A 14,826-nucleotide genomic window follows, 5' to 3' on the forward strand; every position below is an offset into this window, starting at 1 on the left:
CGATGAAATGGTTTACGCGGCTTTCCGGATCGCCCCGTCGGCTGCCTGCCTGATGGCGCCGATATTGGCGCGATAGGCAGCCTCGCTGCCGCCCTTGAAGATGGCCGAGCCGGCGACCAGCACATTGGCGCCGGCCGCGCTGACCAGCGGGGCGGTCTCGGGGGTGACGCCGCCGTCGATCTCGATGTCGATCGGGCGGTTGCCGATCAGCGACTTGACCCGCCTGACCTTGTCGACGACCGCCGGAATGAAAGCCTGGCCGCCGAAGCCCGGATTGACCGTCATCAGAAGCACCAGATCGAGCCGGTCGAGCACATATTCGATGACGCTTTCCGGCGTCGACGGGTTCAGCGACACGCCGGCCTTCTTGCCGAGATTCCTGATCGCCTGCAGCGAACGGTCGAGATGCGGCCCGGCCTCGGCATGCACGGTGATGATGTCGCAACCGGCATCGGCGAAGGCGGCGAGATAGGCGTCGGCCGGCGCAATCATCAGGTGACAGTCGAAGACCTTGTCGGTTCGATCGCGGATCGCCTTGATCACCGGCGGACCGAAGGTGATGTTGGGCACGAAATGACCGTCCATCACGTCGAGATGGATCCAGTCGGCGCCCGCCCGGACGACTGCTTCGACCTCGTCGCCGAGCCGCGAGAAGTCCGCAGAAAGCACCGAGGGCGCAATGATTGTCTTGGTACCCATGGTCGTCGGCTCCCATTCTGTCTTCCGTACCCGGTCGCTGCTCGCCAACCGGCGTCATCTTGTCAGCGCGGCTTCGTCTCCGGTTCGCCTTCGAGCTTGCCTTCCGCAAACACGCGGCTGCCGCGAATGTCGGATTCCTCAATGGTGATAAGGTCGGTCTTCGTCAACACCCGGTCGCGCGACGTGAAAAGCCGGTTGGCCTGGCGAAGCCGCGCCCGGTCGAGCCCATTGCGGACCGAGCGAGCGTTGGAGAAATGCGGCAGCCGCATGCGGATCGGCAGGTACTCTTCGAGCGCCTTGGCCGCCGCCTCGCTGAGACGGTAATTCTGTTCCGCCAGCATGATCTCGGCGATCGATTTGAGCTCGCCGACGCCGTAGTCGGGAAAATCGAGGTGGTGGGCGATGCGCGAGCGCATGCCGGGATTGCTGTTGAAGAAGCGGTCCATCTTGTCCTTGTAGCCGGCAAGGATCACAACCAGATCGTCACGGTTGTTTTCCATGCATTGCAGCAGGATCTCGATCGATTCCTGGCCGTAGTCGCGTTCGTTCTCGGGCTTGTAGAGATAGTAGGCCTCGTCGATGAAAAGTACCCCGCCCATGGCGCGCTTGATCACTTCGCGGGTTTTGGGCGCGGTGTGGCCGACATACTGGCCGACGAGATCGTCTCGCGTCACCGCGACCATGTGGCCTTCGCGGACATAGCCGAGACGATGCAGGATTTCGGCCATCCTCAGCGCCACGGTGGTCTTTCCGGTGCCGGGATTTCCGGTGAAGTTCATGTGCAGGGTCGGCGCGCCCGAGGTCAGGCCGAACTTGCGGCGAAGCCGGTCGACCAGGAGCAGGGCCGCGATCTCGCGAATACGAGTCTTGATCGGCTTCAGGCCAACGAGTTCGCGGTCGAGCTTGCCCAACACCTCATCGATGTTGGACGCCTCGAACTCGGCCTGCAGATCGACCGGCGCGTCCGGCGCGGCAGTGCCCTTTGCTATCGCGTCCAGCATGGTTCGGCTAGCTCCGCTCGCCTTCAGGCCTGTCGGTCGCATAAGGCACGATCGAATAGCCCTGGCTGCGGCCGTCGCGCTCCTGGCGCAGCAGCCGGAACCCGGGTTCGTTGGGCGGCCGGTTGACGATGAACGACATGCGCGGCGCTTCCCAGCCCTTGCTCGAGTCGAAGGCGGTGACCCGGACATACATGTTGGGCATGGCTTTCCGGCAATTGTTGACTTCAAGCAGGATGCCCGCCGGGTCCTTCAGGTCGAACATCGGGTTGCCGTACATCTCCCAATAGGTGTTTCGCGGATGCGGGTCGTCCGTGTACTCGACGCTGACCGCCCAGTGGTTTTTCAGCGCGTATTTGATCTGCGCCGAAATCTGCTCATCGGTCAGGTCAGGCAGGAACGAAAACTGTCCTTGCGTGACCTTGTTTCCCGGATTGGTCATCATGGCGACGGTTCCTTTCGTCTAGAAGCTGGGCGTTGCGGTTGGCACGAAGTCGGCCGTGTCGGTCGATTCGTAGTTGAAGGTGACGTCCTTCCAGGTCTCCAGCGCCGCCTTCAGCGGCGTGCACCATCTGGCCGCCTGCTCGAGGATTTGGGTGCCTTCGCGCAGATAGTCGCGGCCTTCGTTGCGGGCGAGGATCATCGCTTCCAAGGCGACGCGATTGGCCGTCGCGCCGGCCTGGATGCCGTCCGGATGGCCGATCGTGCCGCCGCCGAACTGCAGGATGACGTCCTCGCCGAGATAATGGATCAGCTGGTGCATCTGGCCGGCATGGATGCCGCCCGAGGCGACCGGCATCACCTTGTTGAGCGAGGCCCACTCCTGGTCGAAGAACAGCCCGGTTTCGAGGTTCTGCGGCGTGCGCTCCTCGCGCAGCGTGTCATAGAAACCCTTGATCATCAGCGGGTCGCCTTCCAGCTTGCCGACCACGGTGCCGGCATGGATGTGATCGACGCCGGCCATCCGCATCCATTTGCAGATGACGCGAAAATTCATGCCGTGGTTCTTCTGGCGCGAATAGGTCGAGTTGCCGGCGCGGTGCAGGTGCAGGATCATGTCGTTGCGGCGTGCCCATTTGGCCATCGACTGGATCGCCGTGTAGCCGATGACCAGGTCGATCATGACGATGCAGGAGCCAAGCTGTTTTGCGAATTCGGCGCGCTCGTACATCTCCTCCATCGTGCCGGCGGTGACGTTGAGATAATGGCCCTTGACTTCGCCGGTGGCGGCCGACGCCTTGTTCACGGCCTCCATGCAGTAGAGGAAGCGGTCGCGCCAGTGCATGAACGGCTGCGAGTTGATGTTCTCGTCGTCCTTGACGAAGTCGAGGCCACCCTTCAGCGCCTCGTAGACGACGCGGCCATAGTTGCGGCCTGACAGGCCAAGCTTCGGCTTCGTCGTCGCGCCGAGCAGCGGCCGGCCGAACTTGTCGAGCCGCTCGCGTTCCACCACGATGCCGGTCGCCGGGCCTTGGAAGGTTTTGAGGTAAGCCACCGGAATGCGCATGTCCTCGAGCCGCAAGGCCTTGACTGCCTTGAAGCCGAACACGTTGCCGATGATCGATGCCGTCAGGTTGGCGATCGAGCCCGGCTCGAACAGGTCGAGGTCGTAGGCGATGTAGGCGAAGTACTGCTGCTCGGTCTTGGTGCCGGGACCGGTGTTCGGCACCGGCTCGGATCTGAACGCCTTGGCCCGGTAGAGCTCGCAGGCGGTCAACCTGTCGGTCCACACCACCGTCCATGTCGCGGTGGAGGATTCACCGGCGATGGCGGCGGCCGCCTCCTCGTGGTCGACGCCTGGCTGCGGCGTGATCCGAAACATGGCGATCAGGTCGGTCTCCTTGGGCCGGTAGTCCGGCTCCCAGTAGCCCATCTTCTTGTAGGGAATGACGCCCGACTTGTAGCGTTCCTTGCCTTCCTTGAGCGTGCCAGCTGACGGCATGTCGATCTTGTTCATGACAGGTCTCCTTTTTGCCGCTCAGGCGGCTTTCGCGGTTGCGATTTGCGGATCGAGTTTTCCCGCGGCGTAACGTTTGGCCATCTCGTCCATGGCGATGACCCTGATCTTCGAGGCGTTGCCGGCGGTGCCGAAGCGCTCGAAGCGATCGCGGCAAAGGTCGCGCAGGGCATCCATGGCGGGTTTCAGGAATTTGCGCGGATCGAATTCGCGCGGGTCTTCCGTCGCGACGCGGCGGAACTGCCCGGCCATGGCCATGCGGCAATCGGTGTCGATGTTGACCTTGCGCACGCCGTAGCGGATGCCGCGCTCAATCTCCTCGACCGGAACCCCAAAGGTCTGGGGCATCTCGCCGCCATATCGGTTGATGACGTCCTGCAGTTCCTGCGGCACCGAGGAAGAGCCATGCATGACCAGATGCGTGTTGGGCAGCTTTTCGTGGATCGCCTCGATCACCTGCATGGCGAGGATGCCGCCGTCGGGCTTGCGGCTGAATTTGTAGGCGCCGTGCGAGGTGCCGCAGGCGATCGCCAGCGCGTCGACCTGGGTGGCGGTGACGAAGTCGACCGCCTGATCGGGATCGGTTAAAAGCTGGTCGTGGGAAAGCACACCTTCGGCGCCATGCCCGTCCTCGGCCTCGCCCTGGCCGGTTTCCAGCGAGCCGAGCACGCCGAGCTCGCCTTCGACCGAAGCGCCGACCCAATGCGCCATGCGTGCGACACGTTCGGTGATGGCGACGTTGTAGTCATAGCTCGCCGGCGTCTTGGCGTCCGCCATCAATGAGCCGTCCATCATCACCGAGGTGAAGCCGTGGCGAATCGCCGAAAGGCAGGTGGCTTCGTTGTTGCCGTGGTCCTGATGGATGCAGAGCGGAATGGCCGGATGCATTTCGGTCAACGCCTCCATCATCTTGGCCAGCATGATGTCGTTGGCATAGGAGCGAGCGCCGCGCGATGCCTGGATGATCACCGGCGCGTCGCAGGCCCTGGCCGCCTCCATGATGGCAAGGCCCTGTTCCATGTTGTTGATGTTGAATGCCGGAACGCCGTAGCCATGCTCGGCGGCATGGTCGAGAAGCTGGCGAAGGGTGATGCGGGCCATTTTTGGGGTCCTTCCTAGATGATGAGCTTCAGCGCCGCTGCGGCGACGGCTTCGGGCGTGATGTCGAAATGCCGGTAGAGATCCGGGGCAGGGGCGCTGGCGCCGAAACCGGCCATACCGACGAACACGCCGGTATCGCCGATCCAGCGGTCCCAGCCGAGCCGTGCTGCGGCTTCGACCGCAATGCGCGGCGCCGAGCCGAGGACCGCCTTGCGGGTGTCGGCATCCTGTTCCTCGAACAGCTCCCAGCACGGCATCGAGACGACGGCGGCGGCGATGCCGTGCTCGGTCTCCAGCCGTTCGGCGGCGGCAACGGCGATCTCGACCTCCGAGCCGGTGGCGATCAGCGTCACTGCGCGGTGCTCGGCTGGCTCGCGCAGGACGTAGGCGCCCTGGCTCGACCGGTTCTCGTCGCTATATGCTTGGCGCAGCATCGGCAGGTTCTGCCGCGAGAGCACCAGCACGCTCGGCCGGTTCTTGTTCTTTAGCGCCAGTTCCCAGCACTCCGCCGTCTCGATGATGTCGGCCGGTCGGAAGACGTTGAGGTTGGGCGTCGCCCGTAGCATCGCCAGGTGCTCGATCGGCTGGTGGGTCGGGCCGTCCTCGCCGAGACCGATGGAATCATGCGTCATCACATAGATGACGCGCTGGCCCATCAGTGCCGAGAGTCGCATCGCGCCGCGGGCATAGTCGGCGAAGCACAGGAAGGTGCCGCCGTAAGGCACGAAGCCGCCATGCAGCGCGATGCCGTTCATGGCCGCGGCCATGCCATGCTCGCGGATGCCGTAGTGGATGTAGCGGCCGGCATAGGCACCAGGCGCTATGCGATCCATGCCCTTGGTGATCGTCAGGTTCGAATGCGTCAGATCGGCAGAGCCGCCAACAGTCAACTCGGTTGCGGCGTTGATGGCGCCGAGCGCCATTTCGGAGGCTTTTCGTGTTGCGACCTTGGTCGCCTTTTCGACATGCTCTTTGCGGAAAGCGCCGAGCGCTTCGAAGACCGCGTCGGGCAGGGCGCCGGCGACCGCACTCTCGAAGGCGTCGCGCTGCGGCGAGGCGGCAAGCCGCTGCTCCCAGGCGTGCCGCGCCGCTTGCCCGCGATCGGCACTTTCGCGCCAGGCGAAAAGGATGTCGTCCGGCACCTCGAACGGCGCGCAGGCCCAGCCGATGTTTTCGCGCGTCGCGGCGATCTCGACATCGCCCAGCGGCGCGCCATGCGTCTTTTCCGAGCCACCCAGATTGGGCGCGCCCTTGCCGATCACCGTTCGGCAGGCGATCAGCGACGGCCGGTCCGACTGCTGCGCGGATTCGATTGCCGCAGCGACGGCTTCCGTGTCGTGGCCGTCCACCGACTGGACATGCCATCCGGCGGCTTCGAACCGTGCCGGCTGGTCCATCGATGTCGACAGCGACGTCGGCCCGTCGATCGAGATCGCATTGTCGTCCCAGAAGACGATCAGCCGGGCGAGCTTCAGGTGACCGGCAAGGTCGATCGCCTCATGGCTGATGCCTTCCTGCAGGCAGCCGTCGCCGGCGATCGCGTAGGTGAAATGATCGACGAGATCGGCGCCGTGGCGGGCAGCAAGCATCCGCTCGGCCAGCGCCATGCCGACGGCGGTCGAGATGCCTTGTCCAAGCGGACCGGTCGTCGTCTCGATGCCAAGCGCATGGCCATATTCGGGATGTCCGGCGGTGCGGCTGCCCAGCTGGCGAAACCGCTGCAATTCCTCGATCGGCATGTCTTCAAAGCCGAGCAGGTAATGCAGCGCATATTGCAGCATCGAGCCGTGCCCGGCCGAAAGCACGAAGCGGTCGCGATCGGGCCAGTCGGGCATCGACGGATCGATGTTGATGAAGCGGCTGAACAGCACCGTCGCGACGTCGGCCATGCCCATCGGCATGCCCGGATGACCGGAATTGGCCTTTTGGACGCTATCCATCGCCAGTGCGCGAATGGCGTTCGCCATGTCGCGCTCCGAGACGGCGGCGACGGGCTTCAGGGCTGCTGCTTGGCTGTTCATGGCGTCCTCCTCACGACACACGATTCTTGCGTTCGATCAATTGCAGGATGAGCGGCGTCAGGATCAGCTGCATGGCAAGATCGAGCTTGTTGCCTGGCACCACTATGGAATTCGGCCGCGACATGAAGGAGTCGTGGATCATCGAAAGCAGGTAAGGGAAATCGATGCCGCGGGGGTTGGCGAAGCGGATGACCAGCATCGATTCGTCGGGCGTCGGAATCCAGCGCGCGATGAACGGGTTGGACGTGTCGACGATCGGCACGCGCTGGAAGTTGATGGCGGTCTGCGAGAACTGCGGGACGATGTAGCGGACGTAGTCCGGCATGCGGCGCAGGATGACGTCCATCACCGCCTCGGTGGAATAGCCGCGGGTTGCCCGGTCGCGATGGATCTTCTGGATCCATTCGAGATTTATGACCGGCACCACGCCGATCCTGAGGTCGGCGTGCCTGGCCAGGTCTATCTTGTCGGTGACGACGCAGCCATGCAGGCCCTCGTAGAAGAGCAGGTCGCTCGGCGGGAATTCGCGCCATTCGGTAAATTGTCCCGGCGGCGTGCCGTACTGCTTCTCCTCGTCCTCGTCATGGATGTAGGTGCGGGTCTTTCCGGTTCCGCGGCGGCCATATTCCTCAAACACCTCTTCGAGGATTGCGAGCTCATTGGCCTCGGCATGGAAGTGGGTGAAGTTCGGATTGCCGGCCTTCTCCTGCTCGGCCACCTTGACCTTCATCGTGGCGCGGTCGTAGCGGTGAAAGGCATCGCCCTCGATGAAGGCCGCGTCGATGTTCTCGCGCCGGAAGATCAGCTCGAAGATGCGCTTGACCGAGGTGGTGCCGGCGCCTGACGATCCGGTGATGGTGATGATGGGGTGCTTTGCCGACATGATGTTCAGGCCCTGAACAGGCCGCGGCGGCTGAACAGCGGCGCACGCTCGCCGATCGCGCTGGGCTCGGTGTGGTAGCGGGTGATGCGCGCGACTTCGCGCGCCGATCCGAACACCACGGGCACGCGCTGGTGCAGGCCCTCGGGTTCGATCTCGAGGATGCGGGTGATCGTGTCGGTGGCGGCGCCGCCCGCCTGTTCGATGAGATAGGCGATCGGGTTGGCCTCATAGACAAGGCGCAGCCGTCCCTGGCGGTAACCCTTGCGCTTGTCGCCTGGATACAGGAACACGCCGCCGCGCATCAGTATGCGGTAGCAGTCGGCGACGAGAGAGGCGATCCAGCGCATGTTGAAGTCCTTTCCGCGTGGGCCTTCAGTGCCTTCGAGGCAGTCGTCGATGTAGAGCCGCACCGCCTCGTCCCAATGCCGGTAGTTGGCGGCGTTGATGGCGAACTCCTGGGTACGCTGCGGGATGATCCGGCTCTCGTAGGCCTGGACGAAGGTGCCGAGCCTGGTCGAGAGAACGAAGACATGCGTGCCGCTGCCGAGCGACAGAACCAGCGCCAGCTGCGGCCCGTAGATGAAGAAACCGGCGCCCAGCTGGTTCACGCCCGCCTGCAAAAAAGAGGCGGCCGGATTTTCGTCCGGCGCGCCAGTTGCAGGGAGGAGCGAGAAGATCGTTCCGATCGACACGTTGGTGTCGATGTTGGAAGAGCCGTCGAGCGGGTCGATGGCGATGGCGAGAGGCGCCTGGCTGTCGAGCAGGACCGGCTGCTCCAGTTCCTCGGAGGCGTAGAGCGCGACCGGAGCGTGGCGCATGGCATCGAGGAAGATGTCGTCGGCGAAGATGTCGAGATCCTTCTGGATGTCGCCGTCGGCATTGGCGCTGCGGGTCCCGGCAAAGGCGGTGCCGAGCACCCCCTGATTGATGGTGTTGCGGACCTTGGTGGCGGCCTGCGTCAGCTGACGGACGGTCGCGACGACTGCCGAACGCAGTTCGTCGGGCGGGCCGAGATAGGAATTCAGAAATGCGTCGAGCGTTGCCGCTGGCATCGTAACCTCCCGCTCCAGCCGCAACTCCTCCGGCCGGATTGGGGAATGAGAACAAACTGCCTCGGATAAGTAAAATTCAATAACTTTACTTTCGTACTAAAAAAAATTTAGTATGGGGCATGCGAAACCTCACGCTCAAGCAATTCAAGACCGTTCAGGCCATCATCAGCCATGGGAAAATTGTTAGCGCGGCCAAGGTGTTAGGCTTGTCTCCTCCAGCGGTGACGATCCAGTTGCGGCAGGTCGAGGAGGAGTTCCAGCTGGCCTTGTTCGACCGGACGTCGGACGGCATGCGTCCGACTGCCGCAGGTCTGGCCTTCGTCGAGACGGCGCAGGCGATCGAGGAGCGGCTTCGCCTGCTCGAAGACAAGATGGATGCGATCAAGGGCGTGCGCATCGGCAGTTTACGGCTCGGCGTGGTCTCCACCGCCAAATATTTCGCGCCGCGGCTGATGGCCGGCTTCATGAAGGAGCATCCCGACGTCGACATGCGGCTCGCCATCGGCAACCGCGCCGAAACCATCGACAGGCTGAAGAACCACGACATCGACATCGCGCTGATGGGACGCCCGGCGAAGGAAGTCCCGGTGCGTGCCTCGGTCTTCGGCGATCACCCGCTAGTCATCATCGCGCCGCCCGACCACAAGCTGGCCTCAGTGCGCGAGATATCCAAGGAGCGGATCGCCGAAGAGCATTTCCTCATCCGCGAGCCCGGTTCCGGCACGCGCATCTCGCTGGAAATATTCCTGAGCGACGTGCCCGGCCGCATCGACGATCTCGGCGTCGAGATGGACTCGAACGAAACGATCAAGCAGGCAGTGATGGCCGGGCTCGGCATCGCCTTCATCTCTGCCCACACCATCGCCGCCGAGACCGAGGCCAGCCGGCTGGTCATCCTCGACGTCGTCGGCATGCCGATCCGCCGGCAGTGGTTTTCGGTGATGCGCAGCGATCACGCGATCTCGCCGGCGATGGCGACGTTCCACGATTTCCTGATGCGCAAGGGCGCGATGTACCTGCCGCTGTTCGGCAAGCTCTATCCGCACGAAGGACCGGATATTGGAGGTCGCGCCTGAATCGAGGGCGGAATGCGTCGCTGGCAACCACCTACGTTGGCGCCTAGTTCGATTTGCCGAGAGCTTTCAAGACAAAGCGAATCTGCGTGCGCAGGCCCGCTTCGGTGTCTTCACCGTGTTGAACGCAGTGCTCGATCAGAATCGGGTGGAAGAACGGCGTGAACGCGGCGTTGACCGCACGCGCCGCTTCTGCCGGGTCCTCGACCTTGAGTTCGCCCGCCTCGGTCCCCTCGCGAATGATCGCCTCAAGGATTTTCAACATTCGCTCGACATGCGCCTTGATTACCGCCCGATTCTCGCGCATGGCGGCGACGATCAAGTCGTGCATGCTTCTTTCCTTGATCAATTTTGTCTTGTTGTGCTGGTGAACGGCGGTCAGGAGCCGGTCGAGTTTCTCCAAGGCCGGCGCGTTGGTGCGCGCGATCGCAACGGCGATGTCCGCGACCTCGTTCACGACCAGCCTGCAGATGGACTCGTTGATTGCATCCCTGGAGGAAAAGAAACGGTAGACGTTCGCCCGGCTCATGCCGAGTTCGGAGGCGATGTCGGCTACCGACGTCTTATGGTAGCCGATGCGGCGAAAATGCTCCTCTGCCACCTCCAGGATGCGAGCCCGCACCTCGTCGGGATCCGTTCGCGTTCCGACCGGATGATTCATCGACGTCTCCAGAACTGATGATGGATCTGCCGGGCTCGCCCTGAACGATCACTTGCAAGCGCTAAGGTCGTGCGACTGGCCCTGCGTGTGTTCAGGCAAAGCCAGCGGCGAAATCTTGATCCGCCTGCTCGACAACAGGGCCCTATTCAGCAGCAATTGCCGGGTGCATTTCCAGTTCCTCCGCGGCGCCCTCACGGGCCTCGTCAGCAGTCGGCTTGATGCCGAACCACGCGGCATAGAGCGCGGGAAGGAAGAGCAGGATCAGCACCGTGCCGACCGCCGTGCCGCCGATCAACGTATAGGCCATCGATCCCCAGAAGACGGAGTGCGTGAGCGGGATGAAGGCCAGCACGGCGGCAAGTGCCGTGAGGATCACGGGCCTGGTGCGTTGCACCGTCGCCTCGATCACGGCGTGATAGTCGTCAAGGCCGGCAGCACGGTTCTCCTTGATCTGTTCGGTCAGGATCAGCGTGTTGCGCATCAGGATGCCGGCCAGTCCTATCATCCCCAGAATGGCGTTGAATCCGAAGGGCTGGTTGAAGGTGAGCAGCATCGGCACGACGCCGACGAGGCCAAGCGGCGCCGTCAGCATGACCATGGCCATCGTCGAGAAGGATCGCACCTGCAGCATGATAACGATCAGCATTGCGGCGATCATTGCCGGAAAGACTTTGCGCAGCGCGGTGTTGGCCTTTTCAGCCTCCTCGATCGATCCGCCCAATTCGATGCGATAGCCGGCCGGAAGGGATGCAATCAGCGGCTGAAGGGCTTTCATGATCTCCTTGGAAACCTCTGGAGGCTGACTCGCTTCGTTGATATCCGAGCGGATCGTGATGACAGGCGTGCGATCGCGGCGCTTCAGGATCGGCTCTTCCAGACGGATTTCCGAATGGCCGATCTGGTCGAGCGGAATCGGGCGACCGTCCCGGCTCATCAGTGAGAAATCCGCCAAACGTGTCGGATCCAGCCGCTCGCCGCCGGCGCTGCGTGCGAGGATGGGAACGTTGCGGATGTCCTCACGAACCTGCGTAACGGCGATGCCGGTGAGCAAGAACTGGAGTTGCTGGCCCACCTCCGCCGGCGACAGGCCGATCAGGTTCAGTCGATCTTGATCCGGGACGAAGCGGAGCACGGGTGTGCGATTGCCCCAATCGCGGTTGGCCTGACGCACGTCCGGGACGCCCCGCATGATGTCGAGGGCCTTCTCGGATATGCTGTAGAGTCGCGCGGGATCAGGTCCGGTAATCCGGAACTCGACCGGGAATGGCGTGTAGGGGCCGAACACGAGTTGCGTGACGCGGACATTGGCCTCGGGTGCAAGCCCCTCTGCCACCGCCTCGCGAAGGCGGTGCTTCAACACCTCACGCGCCTCGGCGTCCTGGGTCAGCACGACGATCTTGGCGAAGGCAGGGTCAGGCAGTTCCGGCGCCATTGCGAAAAAGAAGCGGGGTGCGCCCTGACCGACATAGCTCGTGACGATCTTAGCCTCGGCCTGGTCGTCCAGCCAGCCTTCGAGCTTCTCGACCGTAGCGGTCGTCGTCTCGATGCTGGTGCCTTCGGGCAGGCGAACCTCCACCAGCACTTCGGGGCGGTCGGATGTCGGGAAGAACTGCTGTTTGAGAGAGCCCATGCCGACAACGGAAAGCACGAAGGCGATGCCAACGATACCGCTGATTATGAACTTGTGGCGCACGGCGAAGGTGATCAGCCGCCGCAAGCGCCGATAATTGGGTGTGTCATAGATCGCGTGGTGACCGCCTTCGACCGGTTTGATCGCGGGCAGCATCTTGACGCCGAGGTAAGGTGTGAAGACCACCGCGACGATCCAGGAGACGATGAGGGCGAAGCCTACGACCCAAAAGATGTTGCCGGCGTATTCGCCGGCGGTCGAGCGCGCGAAGCCCACCGGCAGGAAGCCGGCGATCGTCACCAGCGTTCCGGACAGCATCGGCGCCGCAGTGTGGCTCCACGCATAGGCCGCCGCCTTGATGCGGTCCATGCCTTCTTCCATCTTCACCACCATCACTTCGATGGCAATGATGGCGTCGTCCACGAGAAGACCGAGCGCCAGGATGAGAGCGCCGAGCGTGATGCGGTCGAAGAACCGGCCGGTCTCCAGCATGATGAGGAACACGACGGCGAGCGTCAGGGGGACGGCAGCCGCCACGACGATGCCGACGCGCCAGCCGAGGCTCAACAGGCTCACCAAGAGCACCACACCGAGCGCCATCGCAAACTTCATCATGAATTCATCGACCGCAGAGGTGATGTTGACGGCCTGGTCAGTCACCTTGTCGAGCGTCATCCCGAGCGGCAGTGTCTGTGCGATGGCTGCTGTCCTGTCCTCCAGCGCCTTGCCGAGCGCGAGACCATCCCAGCCCTCCTGCATGACAGCCGCGAGCATGATGGTGGGCTCACCCTGACGTCGAATGAGGTAGGTAGGAGGATCTTCATAGCCGCGGCGGACCTCGGCGATATCGGAGAGCTTCAGCGTCCGCCCCGCAGCGGCAATCGGCGTGTCGGCGATCGCCTGAACGCTGTCATAAGCGCCGTCGACCCGGATGAAGACCCGCGGCCCTTGGGTGTCGATCGAGCCTGCCGGCGTGAGGGTGTTCTGCCGCTGCAAGGCGGCGACGATGTCCTGTGCCGACACGCCGAGGGTAGCCAGCTTGGCGTAGGAAAATTCGACGAATATCTGTTCGGGACGTTCACCAAGGATGTTGATCTTCTTGACGCCGGGCACGTGCAGGAGGTCCTGGCGGATCGCCTCGGCCTGCCTCGCCAGCTCACGCATCGGCATACCCTTGGCCTTCAGCGCATAAAGGGCGAAGCTCACATCCGAATATTCGTCGTTGACGAAGGGGCCGAAGACGCCAGACGGCAGGTTGCGGGCTTCATCCCCGAGCTTCTTGCGGGCCTGATAAAACTCCTCCTGCACGACAGAAGGCGGTGTGCTGTCCTTCAGCGTGACCGTCATATACGCGTAACCCGGCCGTGTGGTCGTCTCGACCCGGTCGTACCAGGTCATCTCCTGAAGCCGCTTCTCCAACGGTTCGGCGACGAGGTCCTGCATCTCGCGCGCCGTTGCGCCCGGCCATGCCGTCGTGACCGTCAGGGTCTTGATGGTGAAGTTGGGGTCCTCCGCCCGCCCGAGCATGACGAAAGCGTAGGCGCCGGCGGCCACCAGCAGGAGGATAAAGAACAGCGTGACGGCGCGTTCGCGAACGGCGATCGCGGAAAGATTGAGGTTCATATCAGTTGCCCCCGCTTTCGGGCGCAGTCCTGACGCGAGCGCCCTCCTGCAGGAGATGGGCGCCGAGCGAAACGATCGGATCGCTGGAGTTCAGTCCGGAGACCACAGCGGTTTCGCTGGTCACACGAACAAGCTTGACGGGCCGAAACTTTACGGTCGAGGTGGCGTTGTCCAGGACCCAAACGCCAGTCTTCTCGCCGTCATCGAGCACGGCTCCCAGCGGCACCTGGACTTCGCGCTGGCGCGCCTGGCCCGCAAGCCGAATGGTTACCGTCGCACCAAGCGGTGCTGCCGCGGCCTCACCGTCGAGCACATAACGGGCCTCATAGGTACGGGTTTGGGCATCGGCAGAGTTCGATAATTGCCGCAGATGTGCCGTATAACGACGCCCATCGCCGCCATACACGTTGGCCTCGGCCGCCGACCCAATCGCCGGCCGGATCGTTTCGGGAAGCGCGACCACCGCTTCGCGGGAGCCGGCCTTGGCGATCCGGACCACTGTCTGGCCGGCGGAGACGACCTGCCCCGGCTCGCCAAGCGTTTCGACCACCGTTCCATCCGCGTCGGCCAGCAGGACCGCGTAGATCGCTTCGTTCTTGGCGACCCGTGCGTCGGCTTCGGCGGCGGCGAGTTGCGCCTCGGCCGTATCCACCGCGGCCTTCGCCTGCTCGTAGCGCTGTCGGGGGACCCATCCATCCCTAAGCAAACTGGCGTATCGCCGTTCGTCCGGTTCCGTCTGAACGACTGTTGCACGCGCTGCGGCAACGGCGTTGCGCTTCGCCGTGAGCGCGAGGCGAAGGTCGGTGTCGTCGATGCGCATCAGTGGCTGACCAGCCTTGACCTCCTGACCCACATCCACGAGCCGCTCCACGATCTTGCCGGGGACGCGAAAGCCGAGATCGCTCTGCACCCTCGCCCCGACAATACCGGTAAAGCCGCGTTCGGATCCGGTCACCGGCGCTGCCGTCACCAGTCTGACGATCGGCGGTTCCTGCCTCGGGTCGCCTACGGCGGAGGCTCCCTGCGTAGGAATGGCAAGTGTGGCAAATGCCGCCGCTCCTGACATCGCGATCAGCACGCCCCCCAGCACAACAGCGGGTCTCTTTTTCACGTTCGTCGCCTCCCAAA

12 protein-coding genes are annotated in these 14,826 nt (G+C 63.5%); 1 reads left to right on the forward strand and 11 read right to left on the reverse strand.

Features of this window, described 5'->3' with window-relative positions:
- Positions 1-12: 12 nt before the first annotated feature.
- The 8 genes from rpe to AC0L16_RS04690 form a co-directional block, all read right to left on the reverse strand.
- On the reverse strand, positions 13-699 hold the full coding sequence (gene rpe / locus AC0L16_RS04655) for a ribulose-phosphate 3-epimerase (protein ID WP_473619277.1): 687 nt from the start codon (positions 697-699) through the stop codon (positions 13-15).
- 62 nt (positions 700-761) lie between these two features.
- Positions 762-1,700, reverse strand: a complete 939-nt coding sequence (gene cbbX, locus AC0L16_RS04660; protein ID WP_473619278.1) for a CbbX protein — start codon at positions 1,698-1,700, stop codon at positions 762-764.
- 7 nt (positions 1,701-1,707) lie between these two features.
- Positions 1,708-2,142, reverse strand: coding sequence for a ribulose bisphosphate carboxylase small subunit (locus tag AC0L16_RS04665; protein WP_023797690.1), 435 nt, complete (start codon positions 2,140-2,142; stop codon positions 1,708-1,710).
- Positions 2,143-2,160: 18 nt separating this feature from the next.
- Positions 2,161-3,654, reverse strand: a complete 1,494-nt coding sequence (locus AC0L16_RS04670) for a ribulose-bisphosphate carboxylase large subunit (RefSeq protein WP_473619279.1) — start codon at positions 3,652-3,654, stop codon at positions 2,161-2,163.
- Positions 3,655-3,675: 21 nt separating this feature from the next.
- A complete protein-coding gene (gene fba / locus AC0L16_RS04675; RefSeq protein ID WP_027151308.1) occupies positions 3,676-4,755 on the reverse strand; it encodes a class II fructose-bisphosphate aldolase in 1,080 nt (359 codons plus the stop codon).
- Positions 4,756-4,769: 14 nt separating this feature from the next.
- On the reverse strand, positions 4,770-6,776 hold the full coding sequence (tkt, locus tag AC0L16_RS04680) for a transketolase (protein ID WP_473619280.1): 2,007 nt from the start codon (positions 6,774-6,776) through the stop codon (positions 4,770-4,772).
- A gap of 10 nt (positions 6,777-6,786) precedes the next feature.
- On the reverse strand, positions 6,787-7,659 hold the full coding sequence (locus tag AC0L16_RS04685; protein ID WP_077373871.1) for a phosphoribulokinase: 873 nt from the start codon (positions 7,657-7,659) through the stop codon (positions 6,787-6,789).
- Positions 7,660-7,664: 5 nt separating this feature from the next.
- The gene (locus AC0L16_RS04690; protein WP_287342085.1) at positions 7,665-8,711 is read right to left on the reverse strand and encodes a class 1 fructose-bisphosphatase; all 1,047 of its coding nucleotides are present in this window, start codon (positions 8,709-8,711) and stop codon (positions 7,665-7,667) included.
- Positions 8,712-8,830: 119 nt separating this feature from the next.
- Between AC0L16_RS04690 and AC0L16_RS04695 the strand changes: the two genes are divergently transcribed.
- A complete protein-coding gene (locus AC0L16_RS04695) occupies positions 8,831-9,787 on the forward strand; it encodes a LysR family transcriptional regulator (RefSeq protein ID WP_473619281.1) in 957 nt (318 codons plus the stop codon).
- 43 nt (positions 9,788-9,830) lie between these two features.
- Here the strand turns inward: AC0L16_RS04695 and AC0L16_RS04700 are convergent, their stop codons facing one another.
- The 3 genes from AC0L16_RS04700 to AC0L16_RS04710 all read right to left on the reverse strand — a co-directional run bounded on the left by AC0L16_RS04700 (position 9,831) and on the right by AC0L16_RS04710 (position 14,809).
- The gene (locus tag AC0L16_RS04700; RefSeq protein WP_473619283.1) at positions 9,831-10,445 is read right to left on the reverse strand and encodes a TetR/AcrR family transcriptional regulator; all 615 of its coding nucleotides are present in this window, start codon (positions 10,443-10,445) and stop codon (positions 9,831-9,833) included.
- Positions 10,446-10,587: 142 nt separating this feature from the next.
- Positions 10,588-13,698, reverse strand: a complete 3,111-nt coding sequence (locus AC0L16_RS04705) for an efflux RND transporter permease subunit (protein ID WP_473619284.1) — start codon at positions 13,696-13,698, stop codon at positions 10,588-10,590.
- 1 nt (position 13,699) lies between these two features.
- On the reverse strand, positions 13,700-14,809 hold the full coding sequence (locus AC0L16_RS04710) for an efflux RND transporter periplasmic adaptor subunit (protein WP_473619286.1): 1,110 nt from the start codon (positions 14,807-14,809) through the stop codon (positions 13,700-13,702).
- Positions 14,810-14,826: the final 17 nt, after the last annotated feature.

It is taken from the genome of Mesorhizobium sp. WSM4848 (assembly GCF_055811375.1).